This is a genomic window from Dyadobacter jiangsuensis (genome assembly GCF_003014695.1).
GTDB lineage: Bacteria > Bacteroidota > Bacteroidia > Cytophagales > Spirosomataceae > Dyadobacter > Dyadobacter jiangsuensis.
This window is the reverse complement of the sequence record NZ_PYAS01000001.1, coordinates 513,325-538,296: the sequence shown is the minus strand read 5'-3', so window position 1 is coordinate 538,296 and position 24,972 is coordinate 513,325. Positions and strand designations below refer to the sequence as shown.

19 protein-coding genes are annotated in these 24,972 nt (G+C 52.0%); 14 read left to right on the top strand and 5 right to left on the bottom strand.

Translation table 11 applies throughout. The features are described from left to right. The first annotated feature begins 76 nt into the window (after window positions 1–76). From CLV60_RS01990 to CLV60_RS01970, 5 genes are all read left to right on the top strand, one after another. A complete protein-coding gene (locus CLV60_RS01990) occupies window positions 77–661 on the top strand; it encodes an RNA polymerase sigma factor (protein WP_106593698.1) in 585 nt (194 codons plus the stop codon). 132 nt (window positions 662–793) lie between these two features. Next, window positions 794–1,981, top strand: coding sequence for a FecR family protein (locus CLV60_RS01985; RefSeq protein WP_106593697.1), 1,188 nt, complete (start codon window positions 794–796; stop codon window positions 1,979–1,981). A 192-nt stretch (window positions 1,982–2,173) separates the two neighbouring features. Next, window positions 2,174–5,770, top strand: a complete 3,597-nt coding sequence (locus tag CLV60_RS01980; RefSeq protein WP_229210771.1) for a TonB-dependent receptor — start codon at window positions 2,174–2,176, stop codon at window positions 5,768–5,770. Between the two features lie 12 nt (window positions 5,771–5,782). After that, the gene (locus tag CLV60_RS01975; RefSeq protein ID WP_106593696.1) at window positions 5,783–7,546 is read left to right on the top strand and encodes a RagB/SusD family nutrient uptake outer membrane protein; all 1,764 of its coding nucleotides are present in this window, start codon (window positions 5,783–5,785) and stop codon (window positions 7,544–7,546) included. A gap of 138 nt (window positions 7,547–7,684) precedes the next feature. Continuing rightward, window positions 7,685–8,902: a PQQ-dependent sugar dehydrogenase gene (locus tag CLV60_RS01970; protein ID WP_106593695.1), complete on the top strand. Its 1,218-nt coding sequence runs from the start codon at window positions 7,685–7,687 to the stop codon at window positions 8,900–8,902. Window positions 8,903–8,954: 52 nt separating this feature from the next. Here the strand turns inward: CLV60_RS01970 and CLV60_RS01965 are convergent, their stop codons facing one another. Then, entirely contained in the window at window positions 8,955–9,998 is a 1,044-nt protein-coding gene (locus tag CLV60_RS01965) for a serine hydrolase domain-containing protein (protein ID WP_170118691.1), read from the bottom strand. Window positions 9,999–10,194: 196 nt separating this feature from the next. Between CLV60_RS01965 and CLV60_RS01960 the strand changes: the two genes are divergently transcribed. The 5 genes from CLV60_RS01960 (at window position 10,195) to CLV60_RS01940 (ending at window position 16,356) form a co-directional block, all read left to right on the top strand. Continuing rightward, the gene (locus CLV60_RS01960) at window positions 10,195–11,121 is read left to right on the top strand and encodes a TraB/GumN family protein (protein WP_106593693.1); all 927 of its coding nucleotides are present in this window, start codon (window positions 10,195–10,197) and stop codon (window positions 11,119–11,121) included. A gap of 105 nt (window positions 11,122–11,226) precedes the next feature. Further along, a complete protein-coding gene (locus tag CLV60_RS01955; RefSeq protein WP_106593692.1) occupies window positions 11,227–11,910 on the top strand; it encodes a response regulator transcription factor in 684 nt (227 codons plus the stop codon). Beyond that, window positions 11,898–13,178: a sensor histidine kinase gene (locus CLV60_RS01950; RefSeq protein ID WP_106593691.1), complete on the top strand. Its 1,281-nt coding sequence runs from the start codon at window positions 11,898–11,900 to the stop codon at window positions 13,176–13,178. Before CLV60_RS01955 ends, CLV60_RS01950 begins: the two co-directional genes overlap by 13 nt. A 63-nt stretch (window positions 13,179–13,241) precedes the next feature. Beyond that, entirely contained in the window at window positions 13,242–15,665 is a 2,424-nt protein-coding gene (locus tag CLV60_RS01945; protein ID WP_106593690.1) for a TonB-dependent receptor, read from the top strand. A 13-nt stretch (window positions 15,666–15,678) separates the two neighbouring features. Beyond that, window positions 15,679–16,356: a phosphatase PAP2 family protein gene (locus tag CLV60_RS01940; protein ID WP_106593689.1), complete on the top strand. Its 678-nt coding sequence runs from the start codon at window positions 15,679–15,681 to the stop codon at window positions 16,354–16,356. Window positions 16,357–16,360: 4 nt separating this feature from the next. On the opposite strand, the gene CLV60_RS01935 is transcribed toward CLV60_RS01940, so the two are convergent. Both CLV60_RS01935 and CLV60_RS01930 read right to left on the bottom strand, forming a co-directional pair. Beyond that, a complete protein-coding gene (locus CLV60_RS01935) occupies window positions 16,361–16,855 on the bottom strand; it encodes an MEKHLA domain-containing protein (protein ID WP_106593688.1) in 495 nt (164 codons plus the stop codon). 3 nt (window positions 16,856–16,858) lie between these two features. Next, window positions 16,859–18,622, bottom strand: coding sequence for a thiamine pyrophosphate-dependent enzyme (locus CLV60_RS01930; RefSeq protein WP_106593687.1), 1,764 nt, complete (start codon window positions 18,620–18,622; stop codon window positions 16,859–16,861). Window positions 18,623–19,030: 408 nt separating this feature from the next. Between CLV60_RS01930 and CLV60_RS01925 the strand changes: the two genes are divergently transcribed. Together CLV60_RS01925 and CLV60_RS01920 are read left to right on the top strand one after the other, a co-directional pair. Continuing rightward, window positions 19,031–19,228, top strand: coding sequence for a hypothetical protein (locus CLV60_RS01925; protein WP_146151508.1), 198 nt, complete (start codon window positions 19,031–19,033; stop codon window positions 19,226–19,228). 48 nt (window positions 19,229–19,276) lie between these two features. Then, window positions 19,277–20,023 carry a TylF/MycF/NovP-related O-methyltransferase gene (locus CLV60_RS01920; RefSeq protein WP_106593685.1) on the top strand — a complete coding sequence of 249 codons (747 nt, stop codon included), beginning with the start codon at window positions 19,277–19,279 and terminating at the stop codon, window positions 20,021–20,023. 43 nt (window positions 20,024–20,066) lie between these two features. Here CLV60_RS01920 and CLV60_RS01915 read toward each other — a convergent pair whose 3' ends face one another. Further along, complete coding sequence (locus CLV60_RS01915; RefSeq protein ID WP_106593684.1) at window positions 20,067–21,206, bottom strand: glycosyltransferase; 1,140 nt, start codon at window positions 21,204–21,206, stop codon at window positions 20,067–20,069. Between the two features lie 260 nt (window positions 21,207–21,466). Between CLV60_RS01915 and CLV60_RS01910 the strand changes: the two genes are divergently transcribed. Both CLV60_RS01910 and CLV60_RS01905 read left to right on the top strand, forming a co-directional pair. Next, window positions 21,467–22,183, top strand: coding sequence for a class I SAM-dependent methyltransferase (locus CLV60_RS01910; RefSeq protein WP_106593683.1), 717 nt, complete (start codon window positions 21,467–21,469; stop codon window positions 22,181–22,183). 48 nt (window positions 22,184–22,231) lie between these two features. Continuing rightward, window positions 22,232–23,695, top strand: a complete 1,464-nt coding sequence (locus tag CLV60_RS01905) for a lipopolysaccharide biosynthesis protein (protein WP_106593682.1) — start codon at window positions 22,232–22,234, stop codon at window positions 23,693–23,695. Here CLV60_RS01905 and CLV60_RS01900 read toward each other — a convergent pair. Then, a complete protein-coding gene (locus CLV60_RS01900; RefSeq protein ID WP_106593935.1) occupies window positions 23,685–24,653 on the bottom strand; it encodes a methylenetetrahydrofolate reductase in 969 nt (322 codons plus the stop codon). The two genes, CLV60_RS01905 and CLV60_RS01900, sit on opposite strands and share 11 nt — an antisense overlap. Window positions 24,654–24,972: the final 319 nt, after the last annotated feature.

Below are 24,972 nucleotides of genomic sequence, written 5' to 3'. Positions count from 1 at the left end.
AAATATGCGTTTTCGTGCACGCACCATAAATCATCCTGAGAGAAATTACTAAATTCGTTTTTCCCAAGAACTTTTTATGCACAACGACGACCATCTTGATGATCTGGAATTGTACGGCCTCGCAAAGTCCGGCGACGAAAACGCCTTCACGATGCTGTACCGCCGTCATTGGCAGAGCCTTTTCAACGGGGCCTATAAGCGGCTGCAATGCAAGGACCAGTCGCAGGACATCGTGCAGAACATATTCATCGATTTCTGGGAAAGGAGAAACGCCGTGGAAGTAGGCAACGTGCAGGCCTACCTGCATACGGCCGTCCGTTTCCAGGTTTTCAAATACACCGCCCGCCAGCCTCAGAACGCACAATTGCTCAACAGTTTTGAAGCAACCCTTGCAGCCGCAGGCCACGCCGACGACGCGGTGCTCGAAGAAGAAACCCGGACGCTTTTAAGCTTATGGATCCAGGCCTTGCCATTGAAACGTCGGGAGATCTTCTTGCAACACTATTTCGAGGGCCTGTCTACCTCCGAGATCGCCGCACGGCTCAATATCGCACAGAAAACCGTGCAGAACCAGCTCAATACGGCCACGATCGAGCTCCGGACGAAGTTTGATAAAATTTTGTGTCTCGACCTGATCGCATTCGCAATTTTCTTCCAATAATACCTTCCTGGGGGTTTTTATTCGGCCTTTTTTAAAAAAATTAGAAAAAATCCTGATCCGCTTTGGGAGTAATGGGAGCCTTCCGGTACATGTGTCAGAGAACGGCACCGAAACCGCCGTACGCCCCTACACATGAAAGCATTTAAAGGCCAGGAGGATTTCCTCAGAATGATACGGAAGTACCTCAGCGGCAATGCCGACGAAAAAGAACGTGCCTTTCTGGAAAGGTTTTACGAAAGCCGGGATAACGGGCAGAAAGTGCTCGACCATTACACCGACTACGACCGGGAAATGCTCGGCAGGGAAATGGAGGAGAATATCCTGCGCGGGATCGCAGCAAACCGCTCAAAGAGGCGCTGGCTGCTTACGTGGCCCCGGTTCGCGGCGGCGGCCGTTGTGCTGATCGCTTTGGGAATACTCTTCTTCTCCCGCCAGCGACCCGAAACACCTGCGCAGCATATTGCCGCACAACCGACCGATTTTGCGCCGGGAGGCGAGCGCGCCGTACTCACACTCGCCGACGGCTCCACGGTAGTGCTCGACAGCGCCGCCCTGGGACGCATTGCCAGCCAGGGTAATGCCACTGTCACGAAAAACGCGGATGGCGAGTTGTCGTACCAGGTAAGTGAAAACGACAAAACGGTAGCCGGCATGAATACGATCAGCACACCCGCCGGCGGGCAATACAGTATCAGGCTCCCCGACGGCAGCCAGGTATGGCTGAATGCGAAATCGTCGATCACTTTCTCGACCGCTTTTGCCGGCAAGGACCGCCGCGTGAAGGTGCAGGGCGAGGTCTATTTCGAGGTTAGAAAAGAAAATGGCAGGCCATTCGTGGTCGATGTAGACGGGCGGCAGCAGGTAATTGTTACCGGAACGCAGTTCAACGTAAATGCTTACACCGATGAACCGGAAATACGAACCACGTTGCTCGAAGGAGCCGTGCGCGTCGCTGACACGCGGCGCGAAAGCCTGCAACTTGCGCCCGGAGAGCAGGCCAGTTTTCAGACCGGCGGCAGGTTTCGCAAAGCGACCGTCGACGTAGCCGAAGCCGTTGCGTGGAAAAACGGGCTCTTCCAGTTTCGTGAAACATCGCTGGCTACCATCATGCGGGACATTGAGCGGTGGTACAATGTGGAGGTAACCTATCCCGAGGGCATTCCGCAAAAGCGGTTTTCCGGAAAACTGCGGCGCAACTCCAAAGCTTCGGAAATACTCGAAATATTAAAATTTGCCGGTGTGAATTTCCGTATCGAAGCCAGCGAATCGGCCGGATACGACGGCAGGATCGTCGTGCTGCCGGCCGAGAAGAACTTATAGTCCAGTTTGTTTTTCCACTTAACCTGACACTTAATGACAGCAAATCTACGAAGCCCCTAGCCCCGCCCACCCGGTTACAGAAAAAACCGCAGACGTGCTCGAACCACATCTACGGCCTCATTCAGGCTAACCGCCACGGCATTGCCGTGCAAGAATCTCACATCTTTTGTTAACCCAAACTTTGTAAAAGTAATGAATTTTCATTCACAAGGGAAGACTGTGCCCGATGCACAGCCGGGTTTCCTGTGCCCGCCACACAGGCCCTCGAAACTGCTGCGCATCTCAACGTTATCCAAGCACCAGATCATTATGCGCATTAACCTAACTATGATACTGCTGGCCGCCCTGCTCGTCCGGGCACAGGCAGGAAGTTTCGCGCAGCCTATTACGCTCTCCGAAAAAAATGCGCCCATCGAACGCGTTTTCGGGGTAATAGAGGCACAAAGCGGACATGTATTTTTCTATGACAGCGAGGACGTACGCGGACTGAAAGTGAGCGTCAATATGAAGAACGCTTCTCTTCAGGAAACATTAAAGCAATGCTTTCAGGGCCTCCCGCTGACGTACAAGATCGTAGACAAAACCGTGGTGGTGCGTCGGCTGGAAAGCCAGGCCAGAAAAGCGGCAGAATCGCAGCCGGTTTCGCTGGTCCGTGAGGTCCGGGCCGAAATCAGAATCACAGGAAAGGTGCTCGACGACAAAGGCGACGCATTACCGGGTGTGAGCATCCTGCTCAAAGGATCGAGCCAGGGAACGTCGTCGGATATCAACGGGAACTGGGAGCTGTCGGTACCCGAAAGAGGTGCTATCCTGGTTTTCAGTTTCGTAGGCTTTACTACCCAGGAGGTGACCGTGGGCAGCCAGTCGGCGATCGACATCACCATGGCGCCCGACATCCGCGGATTGGAGGAGTTGGTGGTGGTAGGTTATGGGGCACAGAAAAAGGTGAACCTGACCGGCGCCATTACGTCCGTCAATTCGGTGGATCTGAACAACCAGTCGGCATCCAACCTCTCGAACACGCTCGCGGGCCGCGCGCCCGGCGTGAACGTAACGAACACATCCGGGCTCTCGGGCGCGTCCTCGTCCATACGTATGCGGGGAAGCTTCGGCGATCCGCTCTATGTGATCGACGGTATCGTGCGCGACAAGGAGGCATTCGATGTGCTGGAAGCGAACGAGATCGACCAGATGAACTTCCTCAAAGACGCCGCTACGGCATCCATTTACGGTTCGCGGGCGGGTAACGGGGTGGTGATGGTCACTACCAAATCGGGCGTCCAGCAGAAACCCACATTCAATTTCCAATCGAACTATTCGACCAACCGCCCTACCCAGACGCTCCTTTCCGACCTGACTACCGCCGAGGATGAGCTCATTTACCAAAACCGCGTGGCGGAGTTCAACGGTACGCCGATCCCCAACGGACAACGCGAGTTCGACTATTTCAAAGACAAGCGTTACAATGTCCACGACTTCATCTGGCAAAACCCGTACAGCCACCGGCATTCACTGAGCGTGACAGGCGGTGATAAGAAAATCACCTACTATTCGCTGCTGAGCTACCGGGGCGAAGAAGGCTCTTACAAAAGCCTGGAAAACAGCAAGTTCAACATGCGCACCAATGTGACGGCGCAGATTAACGACGCTGTGAAAGTAGGTCTCAATATCGCTGCTTACCAGCAGAATTTCGACCGTTTTTACTGGCCTTTCACCGGCGACGATGATTTCGATGTGTCGGATTTGTACCGGGTGACTTTCAACTGGCCCAAATTGTACCCTTTCTACACCACCGCCGACGGCACGCCGGCCAACTATCCGACCGCGTACCCCGTGCAAACGCCGATGGGGAGCTGGCAGGCATGGAGCGTGATCGACCAGGTGATCGGCGACCGGTACATCAAGACCCGCAACCGCAATCTCAACTCGATCCTCACCCTGGACATCAAGCTCGACAAGCTCACTCCGGGGCTTTCGACCAAGGTGATCGGCAACTACATCGCAGAGGACTACATGCGGAAGAAATACATGACCTTCCAGAAAAACTATGTTTTCAACCAGGCCGATCCCAACGGTAACCGTTTCATCCCCGGCGCACCTGACGAAAACAAGATCAATATCTTCACATTCAGCCAGAACCAGCAGTCGCTGAACTACGTCATTTCGACCGGATGGAGCTACCAGTTTGACTGGTTTCTGAATTACAGCCGTACTTTCGGGAAACACGGTGTAGATGGGCTGGTGGTTTTCGAGCAGGCGCAGAATGGCTCCTACCTGGCCAGTGCGCAGTTGGAAGAGCCTTTGACCGCTTATGATCAGCCGTTTGTGTACTCCACCGACACCCAGCGCCGCAATGGCAGTGCCTTCGAGGAAATTGGGGCGAGAAGGTCGTGGATCGGGCGTTTCAACTACAATTTCGACAGCAGGTATATTGCCGAATTCTCGTTCCGTTACGACGGCAACACGCTGTTCCCGAAAGGAAAGCGCTGGGGCTTTTTCCCTTCCGTATCGGCCGCCTGGCGCATTTCGGAGGAGAATTTCATGAAAAACAATACTTCCTTCCTCCACGACCTCAAACTGCGCCTTTCTTACGGAACGACGGGTAATGACCTGGACGTGAGCAACAATAAAATCAACCCATTCTCGTACAGCTACCGCTACCAGAATGCGGGCAGCTATATATTCGGGGATAAACTGTACCAGAGCATTGCGCCGGGCGCAACACCTAACCCGAATCTGACCTGGGCTACATCGACTACCTACAACGCCGGTCTCGATTTCGGATTTCTCAAAAACCGCCTTTACGGAACGCTGGATGTATTCCTGAAAAAAGAGACCAACATCCTGGGCTCACGCGTGGTGACACTGCCCGATAACTACGGTCAGGGCCTGGCGCCTGAAAACTACGCGGCGCGGTCGTGGCGTGGCGGCGAGTTGTTCATGGAATGGCGCGATAAGGCATTCGATAACCAGATCAACTATTCGATCAATGCAAACATCGGTTATTCCAAAGACCGCTGGGACATTCTCGACGAGTCGGCGGCATTCCAGCCCGGCGGCAACCGTCACTTCCAGAGCCAGGTAGGACAGCCCGCCAACCGCATTATCGGTCTGAAAACCATTGGCATGGTGCGCACGCAGGATCAACTGGATGCATTGCTCGCTTCGGGTTTGAAACAATATGGCCGCAATCCCTACCTGGGCGGGCTCTATTTTGAAGATTTCCGCGGGGATGGCTATTCGCCGGGTCCCGACGGCAAGATCGACGGCAACGATATCCAGGTGCTTTCTACCAACGCGACGCCGCGCATCAATTTCGGTTTCGGGCTGAATGTTTCTTACAAAGGACTTTCGATCAACTCCCATTTCCAGGGCGTAGGCGCTTACGACCGCATTATCAGCAACCAGGAAGGGGAAGGCATGCGGCAGCATGGCGGTACCGTGCGCCCTTACTACCCTATCTGGGCCGACGACGTTTGGACGCCCGAAAACCCGAATGCCAAATATCCACGGCCCATCGGCCAGAACTGGTTTGAATCGGGCACCGGCGCTACGTCCTTCTGGATCCGGAATGGTGCTTACCTAAGGCTCAAAAACCTGAACATCGCCTACAATATCCCGAAAAAATGGGCTTCCATGCTTAAACTGGGCAGCCTGCAAGTATACGCGAACGGCACCAACCTGTTTGCAATGTCCAAAGTGAAGGAATTTCACGATCCGGAACAGAAGAACTACGATTCGTTCCCGATCATGAAAACCTATACCATCGGTCTCGATCTCAAATTCTAAGCTGAACAAGACATGAAGAAAATATTCTCCCTGATCATCGGTATCTCGCTTTTCTGCACATCCTGCAACGATGTGCTCGACGTTGAGGATATCAGCAATTACAATCCCGAGCTCGTATGGAACGATGCCAACCTCGCGAATGCTTACATGGCCAACCTCTACCCGATGTTCGGGAACTGGAACACCGGTGCCGACGCATTCAGCCAGCAGTTGGCAGGCATTAATTTCTATTCCGACCGGATTACGATCACCAATGGCGAATTCAAGCTCTGGAATTACAACCGCATCCGGCTGATCAACCAGGCTATCGTGGATGTCAATAAAGGAAGGCTTTCGGACGCCGTGAAGGCCAACATTACTGCACAGGCGCTTTTCATGCGTGCTTACACCTATTTTGAAATGGTGAAATTCCACGGCGGCGTGCCGTACATCACCGTGCCGCAGGATCGCTACACAGACGAGCTGGCCGTTCCGCGCAACTCCACCGCCGAGTGTTTCGACCTCATCGTGAAGGACCTCGATCAGGCGATTGCGGGGCTCCCCAAGAGGATAGTACCTACCTCCGCCGATTTCGGTAAAATCGACGGCAATTTTGCGCTGGCTTTCAAGGCAAAAGTATTGTTATGGAAAGCTTCCCCGCAATTCAACCCTTCGAAGCCGTTCAGCAATTCGTATTGGGCGGCCGCTTATGAGGTTAACAAAAAAGCCTATGAAGACCTGAAAGCACAGGGCTACGGACTGGTTGACAACTACTCGGATATCGCGCTGGTGGAACGAGGTAAGGAATCGATTTTTACCGTCATCAACTCCTATCCCAACAAGGTAGCTTCCTGGGACAATGGCGTACGCCCCGGTTCGGAAAGCCGTGGTCCGGCATCGGCAGTGCCTACCTGGGAGTTTATTAAGGAATACCCCATGAAGGACGGTAAGATGTTCAACGACCCCACCGGGAAGTATTACAAAACCGAAGAAGCGTTGCTGCAAAGTTTCTGGAAAGACCGCGATCCCCGATTTGACAAGTCGATCGTCTGGAATGGCAAGCTGTACGAGGTATCCGGAAAAGCCGGGAAGCGGCAGTATACCGCCCTGGGCGTCGCGCATGAACTGGATGATTTCGGTACCAATCCGAAAGCTGGTGTCAATTCCACGAACCTCGACCGCTATACAGGCTTTTTTATCCTCAAAAACAGCCTTCTGAAACTCGCCCAGGCAGAAGTGCAGCAGTACGACCTGGATTTCGTGGCGATGCGTTTCGCAGAGGTTATGCTCAACTACGCCGAGACTGCCAACGAAACAGGCAAGACCGCCGAGGCGCTGGATATTCTCAGACAAATCCGCAAACGGGCCGGTATCGAACCGGGAGCTGACGGCAACTATGGTATTTCTGCCACCTCGGCAGCTTCCATGCGCGAGGCGATCCTGGCGGAACGGAACGTCGAGCTGGCCTTCGAAGGCCATCGTTTCTACGATCTCCGTCGCCTCCGGATGCTCGACCGCCTCGATGGTACCACCAAACATGGTGTAGAAGCAATCGCCGTGCTTCCTAACGGGCAGGATATGCCCATCGGCGAAGCCCGTGAGAAAGCCAACAAGTACGAATTGGTGGAAACTAATTTTAAGTACAGCCTGCTGCAAGTGCCGCGGTCGGGGGTGAAGGTGAATGTGGTACCCGACAAGTACTATTTCTTTCCTATTCAGCGAGATATCCTCGACAGGAACAAGAGCCTCGAACAGAATAAGGATTGGGGAGGGACGTTCGACCCTACCCTGCCGTAACAAGCCCTATTCACTCACTTTTAACAAAGCCGGAAACGTTTTCTTCCGGCTTTGGCGTTCGTTGTGGAATGAAAATAGTAAATTCGCAACCACCCGCCCTGATCAACCCAGGGCTTTAAGACTAAACTTCCTGATAAAATGAAATTTGCAATCCACGCGTTCGTCGCCGGCGCATCCCTGGCCCTTGCGCCATCTCTTTCGATCGCCCAGCAGAGCGCCCCGGCTGCCGGCAGCCCCGTCGAGACCAAGAAACCCAATTCGGAATACAAGTCTGCATTCGCAGGCCAAACCCGCATCGGATCGGTCGTGACCAAGACCCCGTATGAAGGAAAAGTGCTGACTTCCTCCCTGGAAAGACCGTGGGGAATCGCGGTATTGCCCGACGGCAAGTTTCTGGTGACGGAAAAAGGCGGGACAATGCGTATCGTGTCGGCCACCGGAGAAATTGGAAAACCCATCGACGGTGTCCCCAAAGTAAATAGCGACGGCCAGGGCGGCTTGCTCGGAATTACCCTCGACCCCGCTTTTGCACAAAACAGAATGGTGTACTGGGCATTCTCGGAACCGCTTGCCGACGGTAACCTGACGGCCGTAGCCAAAGGGAAACTGTCTGCGGATGGAACAAAACTGGAAAATGTAAAAGTCATTTATCAGGCAACACCCGCGTACAAAGGCACACTCCACTACGGCGGCCGTGTGAAATTTGCGAAGGACGGAAACCTGTTCGTTTCCACAGGCGAGCGTTCCGACCTCGTTACCCGTCCGCAGGCGCAGGACCTCAACTCCGGCCTGGGTAAAGTGATCCGTATCACCACCGACGGAAAACCTGCCAAGGGGAACCCGTTCATCGGCAAAGAGGGTGCACGCCCTGAACTGTATTCTTACGGTCACCGCAACGTCCAGGGATTGGCGATCAACCCGGTTACAGGCGATTTGTGGGAAACGGAGTTCGGCCCGAGAGGCGGTGACGAGATCAACCGCGTATTGCCGGGTAAAAACTACGGCTGGCCTACCATCACTTACGGAATTGAATACAGCGGCAAGCAGATCGGTGACGTGATTCAGCAAAAAGAAGGAATGGAACAACCCGTGTATTACTACGACCCCGTTATTTCTCCGAGCGGCATCACTTTCTACGACGGCAAGCAAATCCCTGAATGGAAAAACAACCTGTTCATTTCATCGCTCAGCGGCATGCACGTTTGCCGTATCGTGATCAAAGACAACAAGGTAGTAGGTGAAGAAAGACTTCTTTCGGGCGAAAACCAACGTTTCCGCGACATCATTGAAGGACATGACGGCGCACTTTACGCCGTTACCGACCAGGGAAGGTTGTATAAAATAGGTAAGAAATAGATTTCAGGAGTATTCTCCATATGCGAAACCCCGTAACTGTCTGATCGACGGCTTACGGGGTTTTCTTCGTTTCTATCGCCACGATAGCCTGACCTTGCGCACCAAGATAGTACCCGAGCAGATCCGGGTAAATCTGAATGCCATTGTCGGAATTCGTGAAAATAACCAGTGCTCTGTTGGATTTGGGCAGTACAACGGCGAGGGTATGCACTCCGGGGTCATGACCTCCGTGCGACAATGCATATTCCTCCCTTCCTACCGGATCATATATTACCCAACCGAGCCCCATATACGAGTCGGTCTTCCGCGTGACCTGCCGGCTTGCCATTTCCCGGAACAATTCCTTGCTTACCCCGGCTCCGTTCAAAACCCAGGTAATGAACTTGCAGTAATCGGGCATAGTGGTTTTAAGCAAGTCCGCTGCGTTGGGCATTGCATTTCTAACCACTTCCAATTGTTTTAATTCGGCGTCGAAAGGGTAAGCAAAACGCCCCTCATCGGCTGAATTCCAGACAAATCGCGTGTCGTGCATGCCAAGCGGCTTGAAAATGATAGAATCGGCCAGTTGATCCAGCGAACGGTGAAATTTACTTTCCAAAGCGTGCCTCAGATACTCGAACCCTTCGCCGGAATACTGGTACCGGGTTCCCGGGTCAAATTGGAATGCCAGCTTTCCCTCCGGTAATTCCGATCGCCAATTTGGAAACCCGCTACGGTGCGTGAGGATATCCCTCGTGGTGAGCCGCGTGCTCCTGGGATCATCTTTTACGTCGGGATCTGTAAAGTAACGCGCCACGGGCTCGTCCAACCTCCACTTTCCCGCATTCACCAGATTAAGCGCGACCATCGAGGTGATTGTCTTGGTGATCGAGGCCACGTTGAAAATTGCGTCTTTCCTCGCCGGAACACCGGTTCTTAGTTCTCCGAAAGCGTGGATATCCTTCACACTCCCATTTTCGATATAGCCAACGGCCAATGCGGGAATGCGCTTTTCTTTTAGCCATTTTACTACGGCTACCGAATCCCGCATATCCGGCACGGAGTTGGGCTGTTGCGCGTTTGTGCTAAAACTTATCAGGACAAACAGCAAAATCATGTATTTAACAGGCACCCTCAGAAAACCTGTTACTTCCCAAAAACGAAATTGTGGTAAAATCTGCATCTCGGTATTTTTTTAGCTCCACCCATAAGAGAACAAATTCACCACACCGGTTACAAATTTTCAGAAACAATGTTTTCGAAAGTGCGCCTGCATCGTATTTTCACAATTCACCAGCAAACTGACGCTATCCATGAAAATTTTACCTTCCATTTGTATTGCGCTAATCCTATTCCAGATGGCGGCCAGCCATGCGTGGGCACAAAAAGGTAATCCGGACAGCGCGCCAAATCCCCGTACAATTCTTTGGAAAGTGACCGGGCCCAACTGTCCCAAACCTTCGTATTTGCTGGGGACGTTCCACCTCTCCGACGCCGAATGGCTTTTGAAAACACCTCAAATGAGCAAGGTCGTTGATAGTACAGAGTATATTCTGAATGAGCAATTTACAACTCAGCCGCCACCAATGACACCCAAAAAGGAGATCTTGAAGGCATTACCGCTGCTTGACAAAAAACAATTCGAGACGCTGGATTCATTCTTTGTCGCCCGCGTTGGTGAAGGTATCCGCAACAACCCTGATGCCGCGGCCATGACGGTGGCGGAGATGGAGTCAGCCATTATGGTAACGTTGGTGTCAGGAAACAATAAGGCCAATGCCTTTACAAAATTCATGGATAAAGACTTGTTTGAGTTATATGTGAAGCTCGGAAGACAGGGCGACCGCCTGGACCGGGTGAAAGTCACCGATTTCGACTCGACGGAAATCGGGCATGCGAGGCAATACCTTACCCGCGCCGTCAATTATACGATTGGGAGCGACAAACCGGATTGGAATTTCTACGGCATGCCTAGCGTAGAAGATACGCTTGCACACTACAAAACCATGAGATTTGAATATCATCTTGACAAATATTCCACCAACACTGCGAGTGCCCCTCATTTCGATTTTGTTCCTCTCGCGCAACGGAACAAAGAGTGGATGCCCAAAATCATATCTTGCATTTCAAGCCGGCCTACGTTGATTGCCGTCGGCCTCGGTCATTTATACTACAAAACGGGCGTGATCATGCTGTTACGCGCTGAGGGCTACCGGGTCGAACCGGTGATGTTTGATTGACTCTTGGCTAAATTGAACTTGCGTACGCCGGCGTATCAAATTCAGTCGCATCGGGCATAGTTTTCCTTCAAAAAGAATTCCAAATTGTTGCCTTAAATTGCCCGAATGAAGATCCTGATCATTGAAGACGAACCCGGCCTGGCCGAAAGCATCGGCGCCTACCTCACGGCGCAGGACTACCTGTGCGAGTACGCGGCCACCTGGGCGCAGGCACGCGAGAAAGTGGAGCTATACCGGTACGACTGCATTCTGCTGGATCTCATGCTGCCCGGCGGCGACGGGATGGACATCCTCGAAACGCTTAAACAGCAGGGACAGCAGGGACAGCAAGACGGCGTGATCATCATTTCGGCCAAGGGCGATTATGAGACCAAAATCAGGGGCCTGCACGCGGGAGCGGACGACTACCTGGCGAAACCTTTCCATTTACCCGAACTCGCCGCACGCATTTACTCGGTAATCCGCAGGCGGAGCTTCGCCAACCATAACCAGGTCGTACAGAGCGAATTGAAGGTAGATCTACTAAGCAAAATGGTGACCGTCAATGGTCAGGTGGTGGTACTCACGAAGAAAGAGCTTGATCTTCTGCTGTTTTTTATCGGGAACAAAAACCGGGTAATTTCCAAAAGCGCATTAGCCGAGCATTTATCGGGCGACATTGCCGATATGTTCGATAACCACGACTTCGTGTACGCGCATGTGAAAAACCTGAAAAAGAAGCTGAGCGAGGCCGGTTATGGCAATTATCTCAAAACGATTTACGGAACCGGGTATAAATGGGAAGGATGAAAAAGCTGCTCGACCAAAGCCTGCGCCCGTTGGTGATTTATGCATTCACGGTGCTGGTGATCAGCATTCCGGTGTATTTCCTGATCATCGACGTGATTTGGGAGAATGAGCTGGACAAGCACCATTATGCCATCCGCGAAAAGCTGGAAAAACGCCTCACACACCTCAGCCTGCCAGATACCGCGGTGGACAATATGATCGCCGTGCTCGATAAAATACAGCCCGGCTTCTCGTTCAACGAAACCACCACTCCCCGCCCCGACAGCCTTTATACCGTTATCCGGTTCGATAGTTTTATGAACGACCGTGAACAGTTCCGGTGCCTCACGACCGACATCCGCGTCAACCACAAACTGTACCGCGTGTTGGTTGAAACCAATATGGAGGAGGTCGACGAGACGATCCTGGCTATTGGCGGGGTGACCGTCTTTTTCATCATGCTGCTGCTTGCCGGATTTATCTATCTCAACCGCAAAACGGCCCTGCGTATCTGGCAGCCATTTTACGATACGCTGGCAGGCCTTCGCACTTTTCGCCTGGAAAGCGGCAAGGCCGTGCCGCTGCCGGTTTCGGATGTGACCGAATTTACCGATCTGAATGCCAGCCTGGATACCCTGATGCAAGGCAGCCTCGCCTCTTACCGCCAGCAAAAAGAATTCACTGAAAATGCATCGCACGAATTGCAGACGCCGCTGGCGATCGTCAAATCCCGGCTGGACATGCTCTTGCAAAGCCAGTCGCTGGACGCCGGGCAAATGCGCATCGTAGAGCAAGTGTACCAGGCGATCAACCGCGTTTCGCGCATCAATAAAAACCTGCTCCTGCTTGCACGTATCGAACACGCGCAATTTGAGGAAAAGGAACAAATAGCATTGGACGAAACGCTGGCAGGCGTTGCCGAGCAGTTCGCCGACCGTTTTGAAAACAATGCATTGCATTATACCGAAAGCATCGAACCGTTTCGGGTTGAGGCCAATCCGGTATTGACCGAAATCCTGGTCACCAACCTGCTTGTGAATGCGGTACGCTACACGCCAACCGGCGGGGAAGTACTTGTGCATTTGGCCGGCGGTGTGCTTACCGTTTCCAACACCGGCGCGGAGGCATTACTGGCTAAAAACCTTTTCAGGAGGTTCGCGCAGGCGTCGGACGAGCATGCAGGCAGTGGGCTCGGGCTCGCGATCGCGCGCGAGATATGCGACCGCTATGGCTGGCAGATCGGCTATGATTTCGCCCAGGGTATGCACCGGTTTTCTGTCCGCTTCTGAATTCGAAATTTCTTCCAAATCACTACTCATTTTTGCCATCAGATCATCAAACACAACATCTGAATGGCTTTCAAAAGAATCCTGACCTGCCTATGCTTCCTGCTTACCCTCTCGCAACTCAAAGCGCAGGTCAGCAAGGTAACGCTCTCCGGGCAGGTCACTTCCGTGGCAAGCGGGCAAGCACTCCCATTTGCCAATATTGTTCTCAAAACTGAAAATGACAGCGCATTTGTAACAGGCACCATTACCAACGAGCTCGGGCGATTCAGCCTCCCCGACGTTCGAAGCGGCAATTACCGCATTGAATGCGTGTCGCTGGGCTATAAAGCATTGCGCCAACGCATCACCGTGGGCACCCTGAGCCCCTTCCTCGATCTCGGCGAGTTCAGGATGGCCGACGATTCCCAAAATTTGCAGGAAGTGACCATCGCCGGCCAGGCAGCCGAGGGAGTCGACGATAAACTTGACCGGAAGACCTTCAACATCGGCCGGAACGTGAGCCAAAGTGGTGGATCGGTATTGCAGGCGCTGAAAAACCTGCCGGGTGTAACGGCCGGGGAAGATGGCAAAGTGCTGCTGCGCGGCAGCGACAAAGTGGCCATTCTGGTAGACGGCCGCCAGACAGCCCTCACCGGATTCGGCAGCCAGACGAGCCTCGATAACATCCCGGCTTCGGCTATCGAGCGGATCGAGATCATCAACAACCCATCGGCCCGTTACGATGCGAACGGCAATGCAGGCATCATCAACATTATTTATAAAAAAGAAAAAAAGGAAGGTTTCAACGGCAAAATAGGAATGGCCGCGGGACTGGGCGCATTGTGGGTACGGAAGGAAAACTTGCCTGATATCCGCCCGCAATACCGGAATACCCTCAAATTGAACCCTTCATTGGCCTTGAATTATAAGAAGAAGAAAGTCAATGTGTTTTTTCAGGGCGACTACCTGCACACGCCGACGCTCAACAAGAACGAGTTTGTAGATCGCTACTACGACAGCGGAGATACCGTCAGGCAGCAAACCAAGCGGAACCGGAGTACCAATGTAGTTACCGGCAAAACCGGCATCGACTGGACCTTCGATGAAAGCAATGCGTTGTCGGTTTCGGCGCTGTTCAGCAGCGAGAAGATCCTCGACCGCGGCGATGAACCGTTTTTTAATGCAAAACTGACCCAGCGAAGCCGGCTCTGGCAATTCCTGGAAGACGAATTGAAAACCACTGTGACCGCGAGCGCGTCGTACCAGCACAAATACGCGCAACCCGGACATTTGCTCAACATTGGCCTCAACTACACCTTCCACCGCGAAAACGAGCAGTATTTTTTTACCAACATCATACCCGATTTCACCGGCAAGGAGGCCTTCAAGCTGCTTTCGGATGAAAACGTGTTCGACTTCAATGCCGATTACATCCGTCCGCTGCGGTACGGCAGGCTGGAAGGCGGTTTGAAACTGCGCAGGCGTTTCATCCCGACCAATATGCAGTTCTTTCCGGGCGTCGCCACGCCGGGACGTAACTCCCCTATCGACAGTCTGGCCGGCGGCTGGGCCGACTACAAAGAGACCATTCCCGCAGTCTACGGCAATTATGTTTTTGAAAACAGGAACTTCGAGGTGGAAGCAGGTTTGCGGGTCGAGTATATCAATCTCCGTTACGACGTCAACCCGACCCACCCTACCTACCACTCCGACGGTTACACTTATGCAAAGCCTTTCCCTAATGTGCGGTTTGCCTATAAAATCGACGACCGAAACAAGGTGTCGCTGTTCTACAACCGCCGCGTCGATAGGCCCAATGAAGTGGACATCCGTATTTTCCCGAAATACGACGATGCAGAAATTATCAAAATCGGTAACCCTGCCCTCAAACCGCAGTTTACCAGCTCCTGGGAAGCGGGGTACAAAACCAGCTGGAACAATGGCTCGCTCTACGCCGCATTGTACCACAAGCAAATCAACGGAACCATTACGCGTATCGGCACGATCGTGCCCGGCAGCACTTTGATCTACAACATTTTCCAGAATGCCGGCAAGAGCTACAATGCGGGTGGCGAGCTGGTGTTGCAGCAAGATCTGGCGCCGTGGTTTTCGGTGAATATAAATGGGAATATTTATAAAAATACGGTCAATGCATTCTCCGTCGAGAACCTGTATCCTGTAAAATCCATTTACAGTGCCTCCAAACAAACGCTCACCTCCGGCAGTGCCAAAGTGAGCGCCGTATTGAAAGGCAAAAAAACCGAGGTGCAGGTGGTGACCATTTACCAGGCGCCCGACATCGTACCGCAGGGCCGCACAGGCTACCGTTTCTCGGTCGATGCCGGTGCCAAACGACAGTTGCCCAAAGGCGAGATCTTCATCAACGCCACCGACCTTTTCGGTACGCTGGTCATCCGCAAAACCGTGTACGGTGACGGCTTCCATTACAACAGCCGTGATTATTACGAGACCCAGCTAGTACGGGCCGGTTACAGTTTCAAATTTTAAAAATGATTACCCCATGCGCCTCCTCATCATTTTCCTACTGTTTTCAACTACTTCGTTTGCACAGTCGCTCACGGCTGCCGACAGTTTGCCCGTGCGTAAGCCGCTCACATTGCAGCAATTTTACGCACCTGCATCGCTGATCATCGGCGGCCTCATAGCCAACGGGCATTCGGAGGAATCCATCAAAAACGAACTCGCCGAAAGCCGGAACCGGCACATTCCGCGTTTCCATACACATATCGACGATTACATGCAGTTTTCGCCGCTGGTAGTCGCCTATGGCCTCGATGCGTTCGGTATCAAATCCAAAACCGACGTGCTCAACCGCACTGCGATACTCGTCAAAGGCGAGGCAATGGCACTCACCACGGCCACCATTCTGAAATCGGCCACGCATACACTACGCCCGGATGGGAGCACGTATAATTCCTTCCCGTCCGGCCATACCACCCAGGCATTCGCCGCGGCCACGTTCCTCAATGAAGAATACAAAGACCGCTATCCCTGGATGCCCTATGCGTCGTACACTGTCGCGTCATCCGTGGGCCTGCTGCGCGTCGCCAACAACCGGCATTACATCAGCGATGTCCTCGTGGGCGCGGGAATCGGGTATTTGTCGATGAAAGTAGCCTACTGGACTCACCGGTATAAAGGGGGAAAACCCCGGGCGAACTCGCAGCCGGTATATTGACAGGCTAAGTTCTTACCGGCCGGAACCACTCGGGACGTTTGAACTCGTCCGTCCAGAACAGCGCAGCCTGTCCCCACACCCGACCGTCCGGATCGCACAGCTGCCACACTATTCCATCGTAAATCATAAAACTCCGGCCGTATTTATCGACCCTGGGGCCTGAATAGTTGTAAACAATGCCATCGCGTAAGACAATTTCGAGCATTCGCTGCCGCTCAGGTCTGTCCTGCTCCGAGGCGCTCAGCCTCGACGGTACGGCAAGTATTTCCTCCGGCGTGTATTTAAATGAGGCCAGCGCATGCCCATTGGCATATATAAAATGCGGGTCGGCGTCGGTATTATGCGCTAGAATGCCGTAGGGAGCATCTTCGTGGAGCCATTGGTAGACGTTGGCTCCGGGAGCGGATGCTTCGGGAGCGGCATAGAGGGGTTGGCCTGATAGCTGTTGGAAACTGTCGCCGATCCGCCGGATCAACGTGTCTTTTGGTGTGAGGTTCATATACTACAAATTCTTCAGACGTGGATTTTTACCTAATACCTGATTGGGATCAACCGGAACTTCAATAAGCAGAGACTTCACCGGCCCCGCTTCTACGCGCCGAAGTATTTCATCGAGGTTACTAAGGTCGGTCGTGAGGCGTATGCCATCCCAATTGTTGGCCCGCGCAATCGCACAATAGTCAACCGCGCCAAGCCTCGAATGGTAGTACGCCGTGCCGATATCCGGCAAGACCTTTCTCAGTCCCTGCTCCACAATGCCGAATGTCTCATTGTTAAGCAGAAACACCACCAGCCCGAGATGACTCACCTCGCCCAGTGAGCCCGAAAACAACCGGAAGCAGCCGTCGCCGGTGAACAAAAATACCTGTCGGCCAGGATCTGCGAGTTTCGCACCTATGGCCACACCAAACGCCCCGCCCATGGCTGAGCCACGATACAGCGAAAAAAAACGGATATGGTTGTTCGGCCGCTGAGTCACATATTGGCGATCCTTGTAGGCGAGGCAAGTGTCATCGATTCCGATAGAACCCTTGGGCCACCAGCGGTCGAGATGCTGATACAATGCGGCCATATCCGCATACGCACCGCGCGCACGGGCAAAGGACTGGTCGTTCAAATCGGGCGGCGCTGTCTCCGCCGGGATGTTGACAAACGGCAATTGGGTTGCAGCATCTGCCAAAGTTTGCAGTAACGAATCCAGCGGCGCATTCACCCGATAATAGCGGCCATCTACCACATGCTGCAAACTGTTATCCACCAAGCCATAAGCCTGCGGAATATTGCTCAAATGAAATGTAGCAGCGGCAGATATCCTCCTGAAGTTGACCGTGTATTCATCCGGACACGCGCCGATCACCAGCAACACATCCTGCTCCCCCAATGAATGATATAACGAAACAGCCCTGTCGTTGCCGCCAAATGAAATATAACCATAGCCATAAGGATTGTTACGGCTGACGGCATTGGCGCCATTGATACTCCATATCACAGCGGCCTGAAGTACTTCGCTGAGCCGGGTGGTGAGGTCGGCGGCATGCGGGTAACGCGCCATTTCCTCACCGACGAACAACACCACGCGCTTCCCCTCTGTTTCCCTCCGGAATGTCGTCAGAAACGTCTCCTGGCAATGGTTCTCCCTTATGCGAGCGTTCGGTACGGTCGGAAGGAGATCTGAATCCGTCTGAGAAATGCTGAGCCCTTCATTGTCCAGTACCAGCACAACGGGCTTCGAACGATCCAGCTGTTCTTTGGCAAGCGATAGCTGTTCATTTAAAGTTGCCCTGCTGTCCAGCACAAAGACGGATTCAGGTAATTCGGCCCGCAGCTGCATGAGTATATTGCTACCATGTTCCGTTGTGTCCTGTAACGGTGAAAATCCGGCCGTGCTTCCGTTCGATACCGGTACGATATATACGGCGGGAATATCGTGCAGCTTGGCATCGCTTAATCCGCAGCATATGAGCTTGGTAGCGGCACCGGTAGTCGCAACGGACGCGGCAATCCGGCCGCTTGCCAGGTAGTATCCCAGCGGAATAAAACCCGCCGTATATTCCCCGATGGTCAGCAAGGATGGCATTCCGGTGTCCGTCCGGTCGAGTGGCGCGAGGTGTTTGAGCAGATGGATTACCCCTCCGCCGTTTACCCCGGCATACAATCGTATCCCCCAACTGCTTAATGTTGTAATGATGATCTGATAGCTGTCCAGATTAAACTGTTCGTCCAGTTCAATGATACAGGACGCGGATTCGCGCGCTTCTAGGCCCATGATGATGTTGTTGTTGAGTAAATGATCTGAAATGAATAACTATTCTGCTGTTGCGGCGATGCGTCAAAAGTAAAACTAGTTGTATTATTATAATGTCAAATCATTCATATTTTGTAGTAGATATTTATCTATAAATAAGAATAAATTCTATAACTTGAATATAGGGCTTCCCAATTCAATCTTGGCCTCTGAAATCGTTCCCCGCACCAACCTCACATTTTTGAAAATGTCGACGAAGTGTCGATGTCGGCCATATGATAATTTAACATCACCTTACACTAATCAATACAGCACTTTTAGGTCCTGTACAGGGGTTAAAATCTTGATACCAGGTTTGGAATTGCTGAGAATCTTTTCTATCGTTGATGCAAAATGCGAACAGTTGCGAGACCGATTATCCGCCTGGCTATGAAACAATTTGTACTGGAAACGCACCCGAAAGATCAGGAAACTGAGGGCGAAGAGCTGAGCCTGATTTTGAATGAACTGGTCGCCGACGACGAGCAAGGGCAGACCTTCATCTTTGCACTCGTCGCCTTAGCCATCCTCACGGGCTCGACATTGGTGGGTATCGGCTTGTATCTGGGCATTTTTTGGGGACTATGAGCATCTGCGCCTGAACATTTAATTCACTTACACTATACCTGCCAGTTTATGATCAATTCGCTTCTGTTGAAACCTTTTGGGCTACAAGTCTCCCGGATCAAAAAAGAAGAAAAATTTACCGATGATGAAACGTTCCTCGCATTGTACGAACAATGCAGGCCGTATACCATGACGTCCATCGAACGCATGTACGCTTTGTTCAATGCGGTGAAATATGTCGTGAAAAACAATATTCCCGGGGACTTTGTCGAATGCGGCGTTTGGCGTGGAGGAAGCTCGATGATGATCGCCCTTACCCTACTTCACCTGCGCAGCACCGACAGGCGGCTGTACCTCTACGACACTTTTGAGGGGATGTCGGAGCCCACTGAGCATGACAAAACTTTCCGAGGGGAAGATGCGGACAAGCTGCTCGAAAAAAACATCGATAATAAGGAAACATCGGTCTGGTGCTTAGCCGACATTACCGACGTGAAACAAAACATGGGTATCACGAAATACCCGTCGGCCAACATCCATTACGTGAAAGGCAAGGTGGAAGATACGATCCCATCCACATTACCAGCCAACGGCATTGCATTGCTTCGGCTCGATACCGACTGGTACGAATCCACTGCACACGAGTTGAAACACCTCTACCCGCTCCTGATCGTCTCCGGTGTGCTGATCATCGATGATTACGGACACTGGGACGGCTGCAAAAAAGCCGTGGACGAGTATTTTGCGGATAAACCGCTTTTGCTGAACAGAATCGACTACACAGGAAGAATTGCGGTAAAGTCTCAATCGCTTTAAAGTAACTGCGAAAAATCCAGTCAGTGCGAAACGTGGGAGCCTGTTACAACCCCGCGAACACTGACTGGATTTTTGTTTCCATACCATTGGCGCTAAAATGGGCCACTATCGTTTGCCTTGCCGCTACACCCAACCTACGCCGTAGGTCCCGGTCCCGGATCAGCATTTCAAGCGCAACAGCCAGGCCCTCGTTATCCTTTTCCCCGACGAGCAGGCCGTTTACACCGTCCTGAATCGCCTGGGGAATTCCCGCATGATAGGTAGACACAACCGGCTTCTCCATACTCATTGCTTCTAAAATAGAATTCGGCAAGCCTTCCATATCCCCCTTATGGTCAGTCCGACTGTTGAGCACGTAAATGTCGGCGTCCTTCATATGCTCGTTGACCACGCCGTGCGGCTTGGAACCGAGCAGCGATACTTTTTCGCCTAAGTTCAGCCTTTCAACCAGGTCCTTGCACAACGGCATCTCCGGACCATCGCCGATGATGCGCAGTTCCAGATTGTCGTACCGACCGCAAAGTGTGCTGAATGCCGTGATTAAGTCAGGTACACCCTTTTTGGCTACCAGACGGCCCACATGCTGTATCACGATTTGCTCCCGCTGCGGCGTTTCCGCCGGAGTGAATTTCTGCTCGTCGGCACCATAAGGAATCAAGTGCACCTTGCTGCTGAATCGGCTCAGGTTGAGCGTGTCGATAAAATGCGGGCTAACGATGATGACCGCCTTCGCGTATTCGATTACTTCCCGAATGCTATCCGCATACTCGCGGTTATTCAGCATGGCCGGAGCCGCGTCGATTCCATGAAAACTGACGACCATGGGTATGCCCAGCTTTTTTGCCACAGGCAGCATTTCAATTCCCGAGGGACCGAAATGGGCGTGAATCACGTCAATTCTCCCCTTTTGCAGTAAATCAGACACCCGTGACCGGTTTTGAAAGCTCAGCCTGTGCGCTTCCTTCCCTGCCAACACGCGTAAAACCTTCGTAATCAGCTTATCGGGCAAGCCCTCGTACGGGGCCAGGGTCAATTTTTTAGCATTGACAGGAAACTTATCTTCATTTTCGTAGCGATAAGTGAGCATCGTTACATCGTGATACCTGGACAAGCCAACTACCTGACGGTGTACAAACGTTTCACTAAGCGGGAAAAATGATTGATTGAATACCAGAATGTTCATATCGTAAAACTTCGGCCATATGCCGGTTGAATAGTGTGTAGATAAAAATGATCCGCAAAATTAAAAAACTTCCGATCGATGTTAACGAACCGTTCGTTAACCACGGATTACCGATGGTTGTAAAAAGGTCAAATATACATTCGCCGGTCTGCAATTCGCCCGAAAAGAGTTATAAATTGCACCTTCGGTAGCCGGAAACCGTCTGATTCAGGCGCTGACCAGCGACCTGCATACTACAAACACTATACTTTTATTTCAGCATGACAGAAAGAGAACCAGGAGTCGAACGCTTGTATCCGTCGATATTCGGACGCATGGCCACACGCTATTATTACCTTCGCCAACTTCGCCAGGCTATTGAAGATGTTGTCCGGGATTTTGTGGCGCGCGATTCGCGAAGCTTAACTTTGGCCGACTATGGATGTGGGAACAGGCCTTACGAGTCAATAGTGGCGCCGTACGTTCATAAATACATCGGTATCGACCTCCCCGGCAACAAAGTGGCCGATATTTTGATTTCTCCCGAGGGCCGAATCGAGCTGCCCGATGAAGCACTCGATGTGGTGCTATCGACCCAGGCGCTGGAACATGTTGTCAATCCGACCGAATATCTAAAGGAAGCGCTGAGAGTACTCAAAACCGACGGACAATTGATTCTGAGCACACATGGTTACTGGATGTTCCACCCCGACCCTACCGATTTCTGGCGCTGGACTTCCACCGGTTTGAAAAAAGTGGTAACCGATGCGGGCTTTGAAGTAATTCACTTCCGCGGGATCATCGGCCGGTCGGCCATGGGCCTCCAACTCTTCCAGGATGGCTTCACATTTGCGCTGCCGCCTTTCCTGCGACCCGTCCTGGCGATCATATTTCAACCGCTTATCTACCTCTTCGACCAGATTCCCTCGCAGGGCGGCAAGGATAAGGATGCCTGCACTTACATTCTTGTAGCGAAAAAGAACGCCCCGAAAGCTTAGTGATTCATTTCTCAGTCCGGAGCGGGCATGTAATCAAACTTACAGAAAATGCGGGTTGACCAAGAAATCAAGAGGGGGACTTTTTTTGTTTTTATATCCAAATACAGCAACATACTGATCGGGCTGGTAATCAATTCCATACTGGCCAGATTTCTATCCCCGAATGAATACGGTATTGTGGGAGTGGTGACCGTATTCATTACTTTTTTCAGCATCCTGGGCGACATCGGTGTGGGGACAGCGATCGTCCAAAACCGGGACCTCACGCGGAAGGACATTTCCGATATCTTCAAAATCAACATTCTGCTGAGTACCTGCCTCGGGCTGGCTTTCTACCTGCTGTCCTATGGTATTGCCTGGTTTTACGAAAGCGACGTTTACATCCGCATCGGTCAAATGCTTTCCATCAGCGTGTTTTTCAGCTCGTTATCGGGTGTCCCGAGGAGTCTGCTGATGCGGGAAAAATCATTCAAATTACTGGGTGGGATAGAAATCATTGCCAGCGTTACCACGGGGGTACTGGTTGTATTGCTTGCCGTAAAAGGTTACAGCTATTATTCGATCATCTGGCGATCGATCCTCTCGAACATCATGATTTGCGTAATGTGCTTTTACTTTTCCAAGCTGAGGCTCCTCGCAGGTTTCGGTTTCGACGGTTTCAGAAAAATTGCAAGGTATTCGGGTTTCCAGTTTGCATTCAACTTTATCAACTATTTCTCCCGCAATCTGGACAACATACTGATAGGCAAATTCATGGGCAACCAGAATCTGGGAATTTACAGCCAATCGTACCAGCTCATGATGTACCCGGTCGCGAACCTTACGCACGTGATCACGCCTGTGCTCCACCCCGTGCTCGCGCGCTATGTGGATCATCCGAAAACCATTTTTGAAGAATACCTGAAGGTCGTGAACATCCTGGCCATGCTAGGCATCCCCATTTCGGTGTTCGTTTTCTTTTCCTCGACGGAGATCGTCTACTTTGTACTGGGCTCCAAATGGATGGAAGTCGCTCCGGTCCTGCAAATTTTTGGCGCGTCCATCTGGCTCCAAATGGTCAATTCGAGCGGCGGTGCTATTTTCCAGTCTATGGGCCGCACGGATAAACTATTCAAAATGGGGATTCTCAGCACATTCACGACCATCTCGGCGACGCTGCTCGGCATTCTGTACTTCAAGTCGCTGACCATGACAGCCCTGTGCATTTCGGTCGCGATCGCCGCCAACTTTGTGATCGTATACTATGTGCTGATCAACAGAATATTAGGTGCAAGTTTCCTGAGATTCCTGAAAGTCATTGCGAAACATTTAAAACTGGCCGCAGTACTCACCCTTCTCCTGTATTTAACACAAGTTTTTGGCGATTTCAGGCAGGATAACGCCGGGCTGATCTACCTGTCCCTGATCAAATCGGCCATTCTGGCTATAACCTTCCTGGCATTTCATTTCGAAATGGTTATGGGTTTGATCAAAAAGGTTTTAGCCAATGTGGCCGGGAGGATCAAGTCGTAGGCCTGAGAACCGACTGTGTACGCTCCGATTTACGCACACCTTTATCTTTCAGCATCTGGCTGATCTGGCCTGCCATGTAAATCGACGCCTCGATTTCCGCTTTACGAATGGCGACGCTTTCGATATTGAAGCCAAATGGGATGGAACGTTCCATACAGAACGCGGTGAGCTCGGAGGCAATGTCGAGACAAATATTGACCGATCGTTCCAGAATATCCCCGGACTTCCGCAAGTCTTCTTTCACGTCCTCCGGAACATTGATGCCCAGCCAATCCATAAACTGCAACGTTTTTTCGGAGCCACAGGCGGTGATTGTGAAAATAATGGTCGGCGGGGTAATTTGCTCCCGATCACAACGCAGCGCGAGGTCTTCGATCACCTGCCGCGCATATTCGAGATTGAACACACATTGCGAGATGAAGTACGACACGCCGCACTCCATTTTGTCCAGCATCCGCGTATCCTCGTCTTGCAGGATCTTGTGGCGTTCAGGAATCGTCACCGCGCCGATGACGGATGTTTCCTCATTCTTACGCCAGATTTTGTAGGCTTCGGGAAGGCTCGTCTTCACGGGAAAGTCCGGCGCAGGTACGCCAACGAACACGGGGTAAAAACTTTGCTTGTTCAGTGCATCCAGCCATTCGGACAGCTCTTCCGGCGAAAACTTGCCGGCGGGGCGGTAGATGATCTTCGGAACATCCAGACTGCCGAGGTATTCCGAAGCAAAATGCAGCGGGTCGAGCGAATTCATGAACGGAAAAGGTCTTTCTTCCTTGGTGCGGGCTGATTCGTCCTGCACGTCATATACTACCAATGCATCAATATCCAGTGCGGCCAATCGCTCGATGGTTTTCTGGGCGATTTCGGTAACGCGTTCAATAGTGGTGTCGGCTTTGGGTGGCGTGATGCCATAAAGCACCACTCCTGATTCTTGGGATTTGATCTTGTTTAGAAACATGACATTACTTGATGGCCTTCCTGCCGCTTCGCTTAAAAAGAATACCTGCAAACGGACGTCCTGCTGCACTTACCTATTCCTCTTTTCGTCCATTCTTCAAACTAAACATCATTTTCTGGATTTATTACTAACCTGATTATCCTGCTGCGCATTTTTTTTATTAATCAGCATCCCGCTCACACCTGCCCGACTCCCGGCCACTCACGCCGGTTAACCAGTCATAGCAAGCCGAAAATCAGCTCAGATCTACCGATCACGTATACAATACACCGATCAAAGCCTATTCGGGAACGTCAGCTGACAAAATAGTACTGCACCA

What these genes read in the sequence shown, in the direction of transcription:
- CLV60_RS01990 (WP_106593698.1), top strand. Translation starts at nt 77, where the DNA reads ATGCACAACGACGACCATCTTGATGATCTGGAATTGTACGGCCTCGCA.
- CLV60_RS01985 (WP_106593697.1), top strand. Translation starts at nt 794, where the DNA reads ATGAAAGCATTTAAAGGCCAGGAGGATTTCCTCAGAATGATACGGAAG.
- CLV60_RS01980 (WP_229210771.1), top strand. Translation starts at nt 2,174, where the DNA reads ATGAATTTTCATTCACAAGGGAAGACTGTGCCCGATGCACAGCCGGGT.
- CLV60_RS01975 (WP_106593696.1), top strand. Translation starts at nt 5,783, where the DNA reads ATGAAGAAAATATTCTCCCTGATCATCGGTATCTCGCTTTTCTGCACA.
- CLV60_RS01970 (WP_106593695.1), top strand. Translation starts at nt 7,685, where the DNA reads ATGAAATTTGCAATCCACGCGTTCGTCGCCGGCGCATCCCTGGCCCTT.
- CLV60_RS01965 (WP_170118691.1), bottom strand. Translation starts at nt 9,998, where the DNA reads ATGATTTTGCTGTTTGTCCTGATAAGTTTTAGCACAAACGCGCAACAG.
- CLV60_RS01960 (WP_106593693.1), top strand. Translation starts at nt 10,195, where the DNA reads ATGAAAATTTTACCTTCCATTTGTATTGCGCTAATCCTATTCCAGATG.
- CLV60_RS01955 (WP_106593692.1), top strand. Translation starts at nt 11,227, where the DNA reads ATGAAGATCCTGATCATTGAAGACGAACCCGGCCTGGCCGAAAGCATC.
- CLV60_RS01950 (WP_106593691.1), top strand. Translation starts at nt 11,898, where the DNA reads ATGGGAAGGATGAAAAAGCTGCTCGACCAAAGCCTGCGCCCGTTGGTG.
- CLV60_RS01945 (WP_106593690.1), top strand. Translation starts at nt 13,242, where the DNA reads ATGGCTTTCAAAAGAATCCTGACCTGCCTATGCTTCCTGCTTACCCTC.
- CLV60_RS01940 (WP_106593689.1), top strand. Translation starts at nt 15,679, where the DNA reads ATGCGCCTCCTCATCATTTTCCTACTGTTTTCAACTACTTCGTTTGCA.
- CLV60_RS01935 (WP_106593688.1), bottom strand. Translation starts at nt 16,855, where the DNA reads ATGAACCTCACACCAAAAGACACGTTGATCCGGCGGATCGGCGACAGT.
- CLV60_RS01930 (WP_106593687.1), bottom strand. Translation starts at nt 18,622, where the DNA reads ATGGGCCTAGAAGCGCGCGAATCCGCGTCCTGTATCATTGAACTGGAC.
- CLV60_RS01925 (WP_146151508.1), top strand. Translation starts at nt 19,031, where the DNA reads ATGAAACAATTTGTACTGGAAACGCACCCGAAAGATCAGGAAACTGAG.
- CLV60_RS01920 (WP_106593685.1), top strand. Translation starts at nt 19,277, where the DNA reads ATGATCAATTCGCTTCTGTTGAAACCTTTTGGGCTACAAGTCTCCCGG.
- CLV60_RS01915 (WP_106593684.1), bottom strand. Translation starts at nt 21,206, where the DNA reads ATGAACATTCTGGTATTCAATCAATCATTTTTCCCGCTTAGTGAAACG.
- CLV60_RS01910 (WP_106593683.1), top strand. Translation starts at nt 21,467, where the DNA reads ATGACAGAAAGAGAACCAGGAGTCGAACGCTTGTATCCGTCGATATTC.
- CLV60_RS01905 (WP_106593682.1), top strand. Translation starts at nt 22,232, where the DNA reads ATGCGGGTTGACCAAGAAATCAAGAGGGGGACTTTTTTTGTTTTTATA.
- CLV60_RS01900 (WP_106593935.1), bottom strand. Translation starts at nt 24,653, where the DNA reads ATGTTTCTAAACAAGATCAAATCCCAAGAATCAGGAGTGGTGCTTTAT.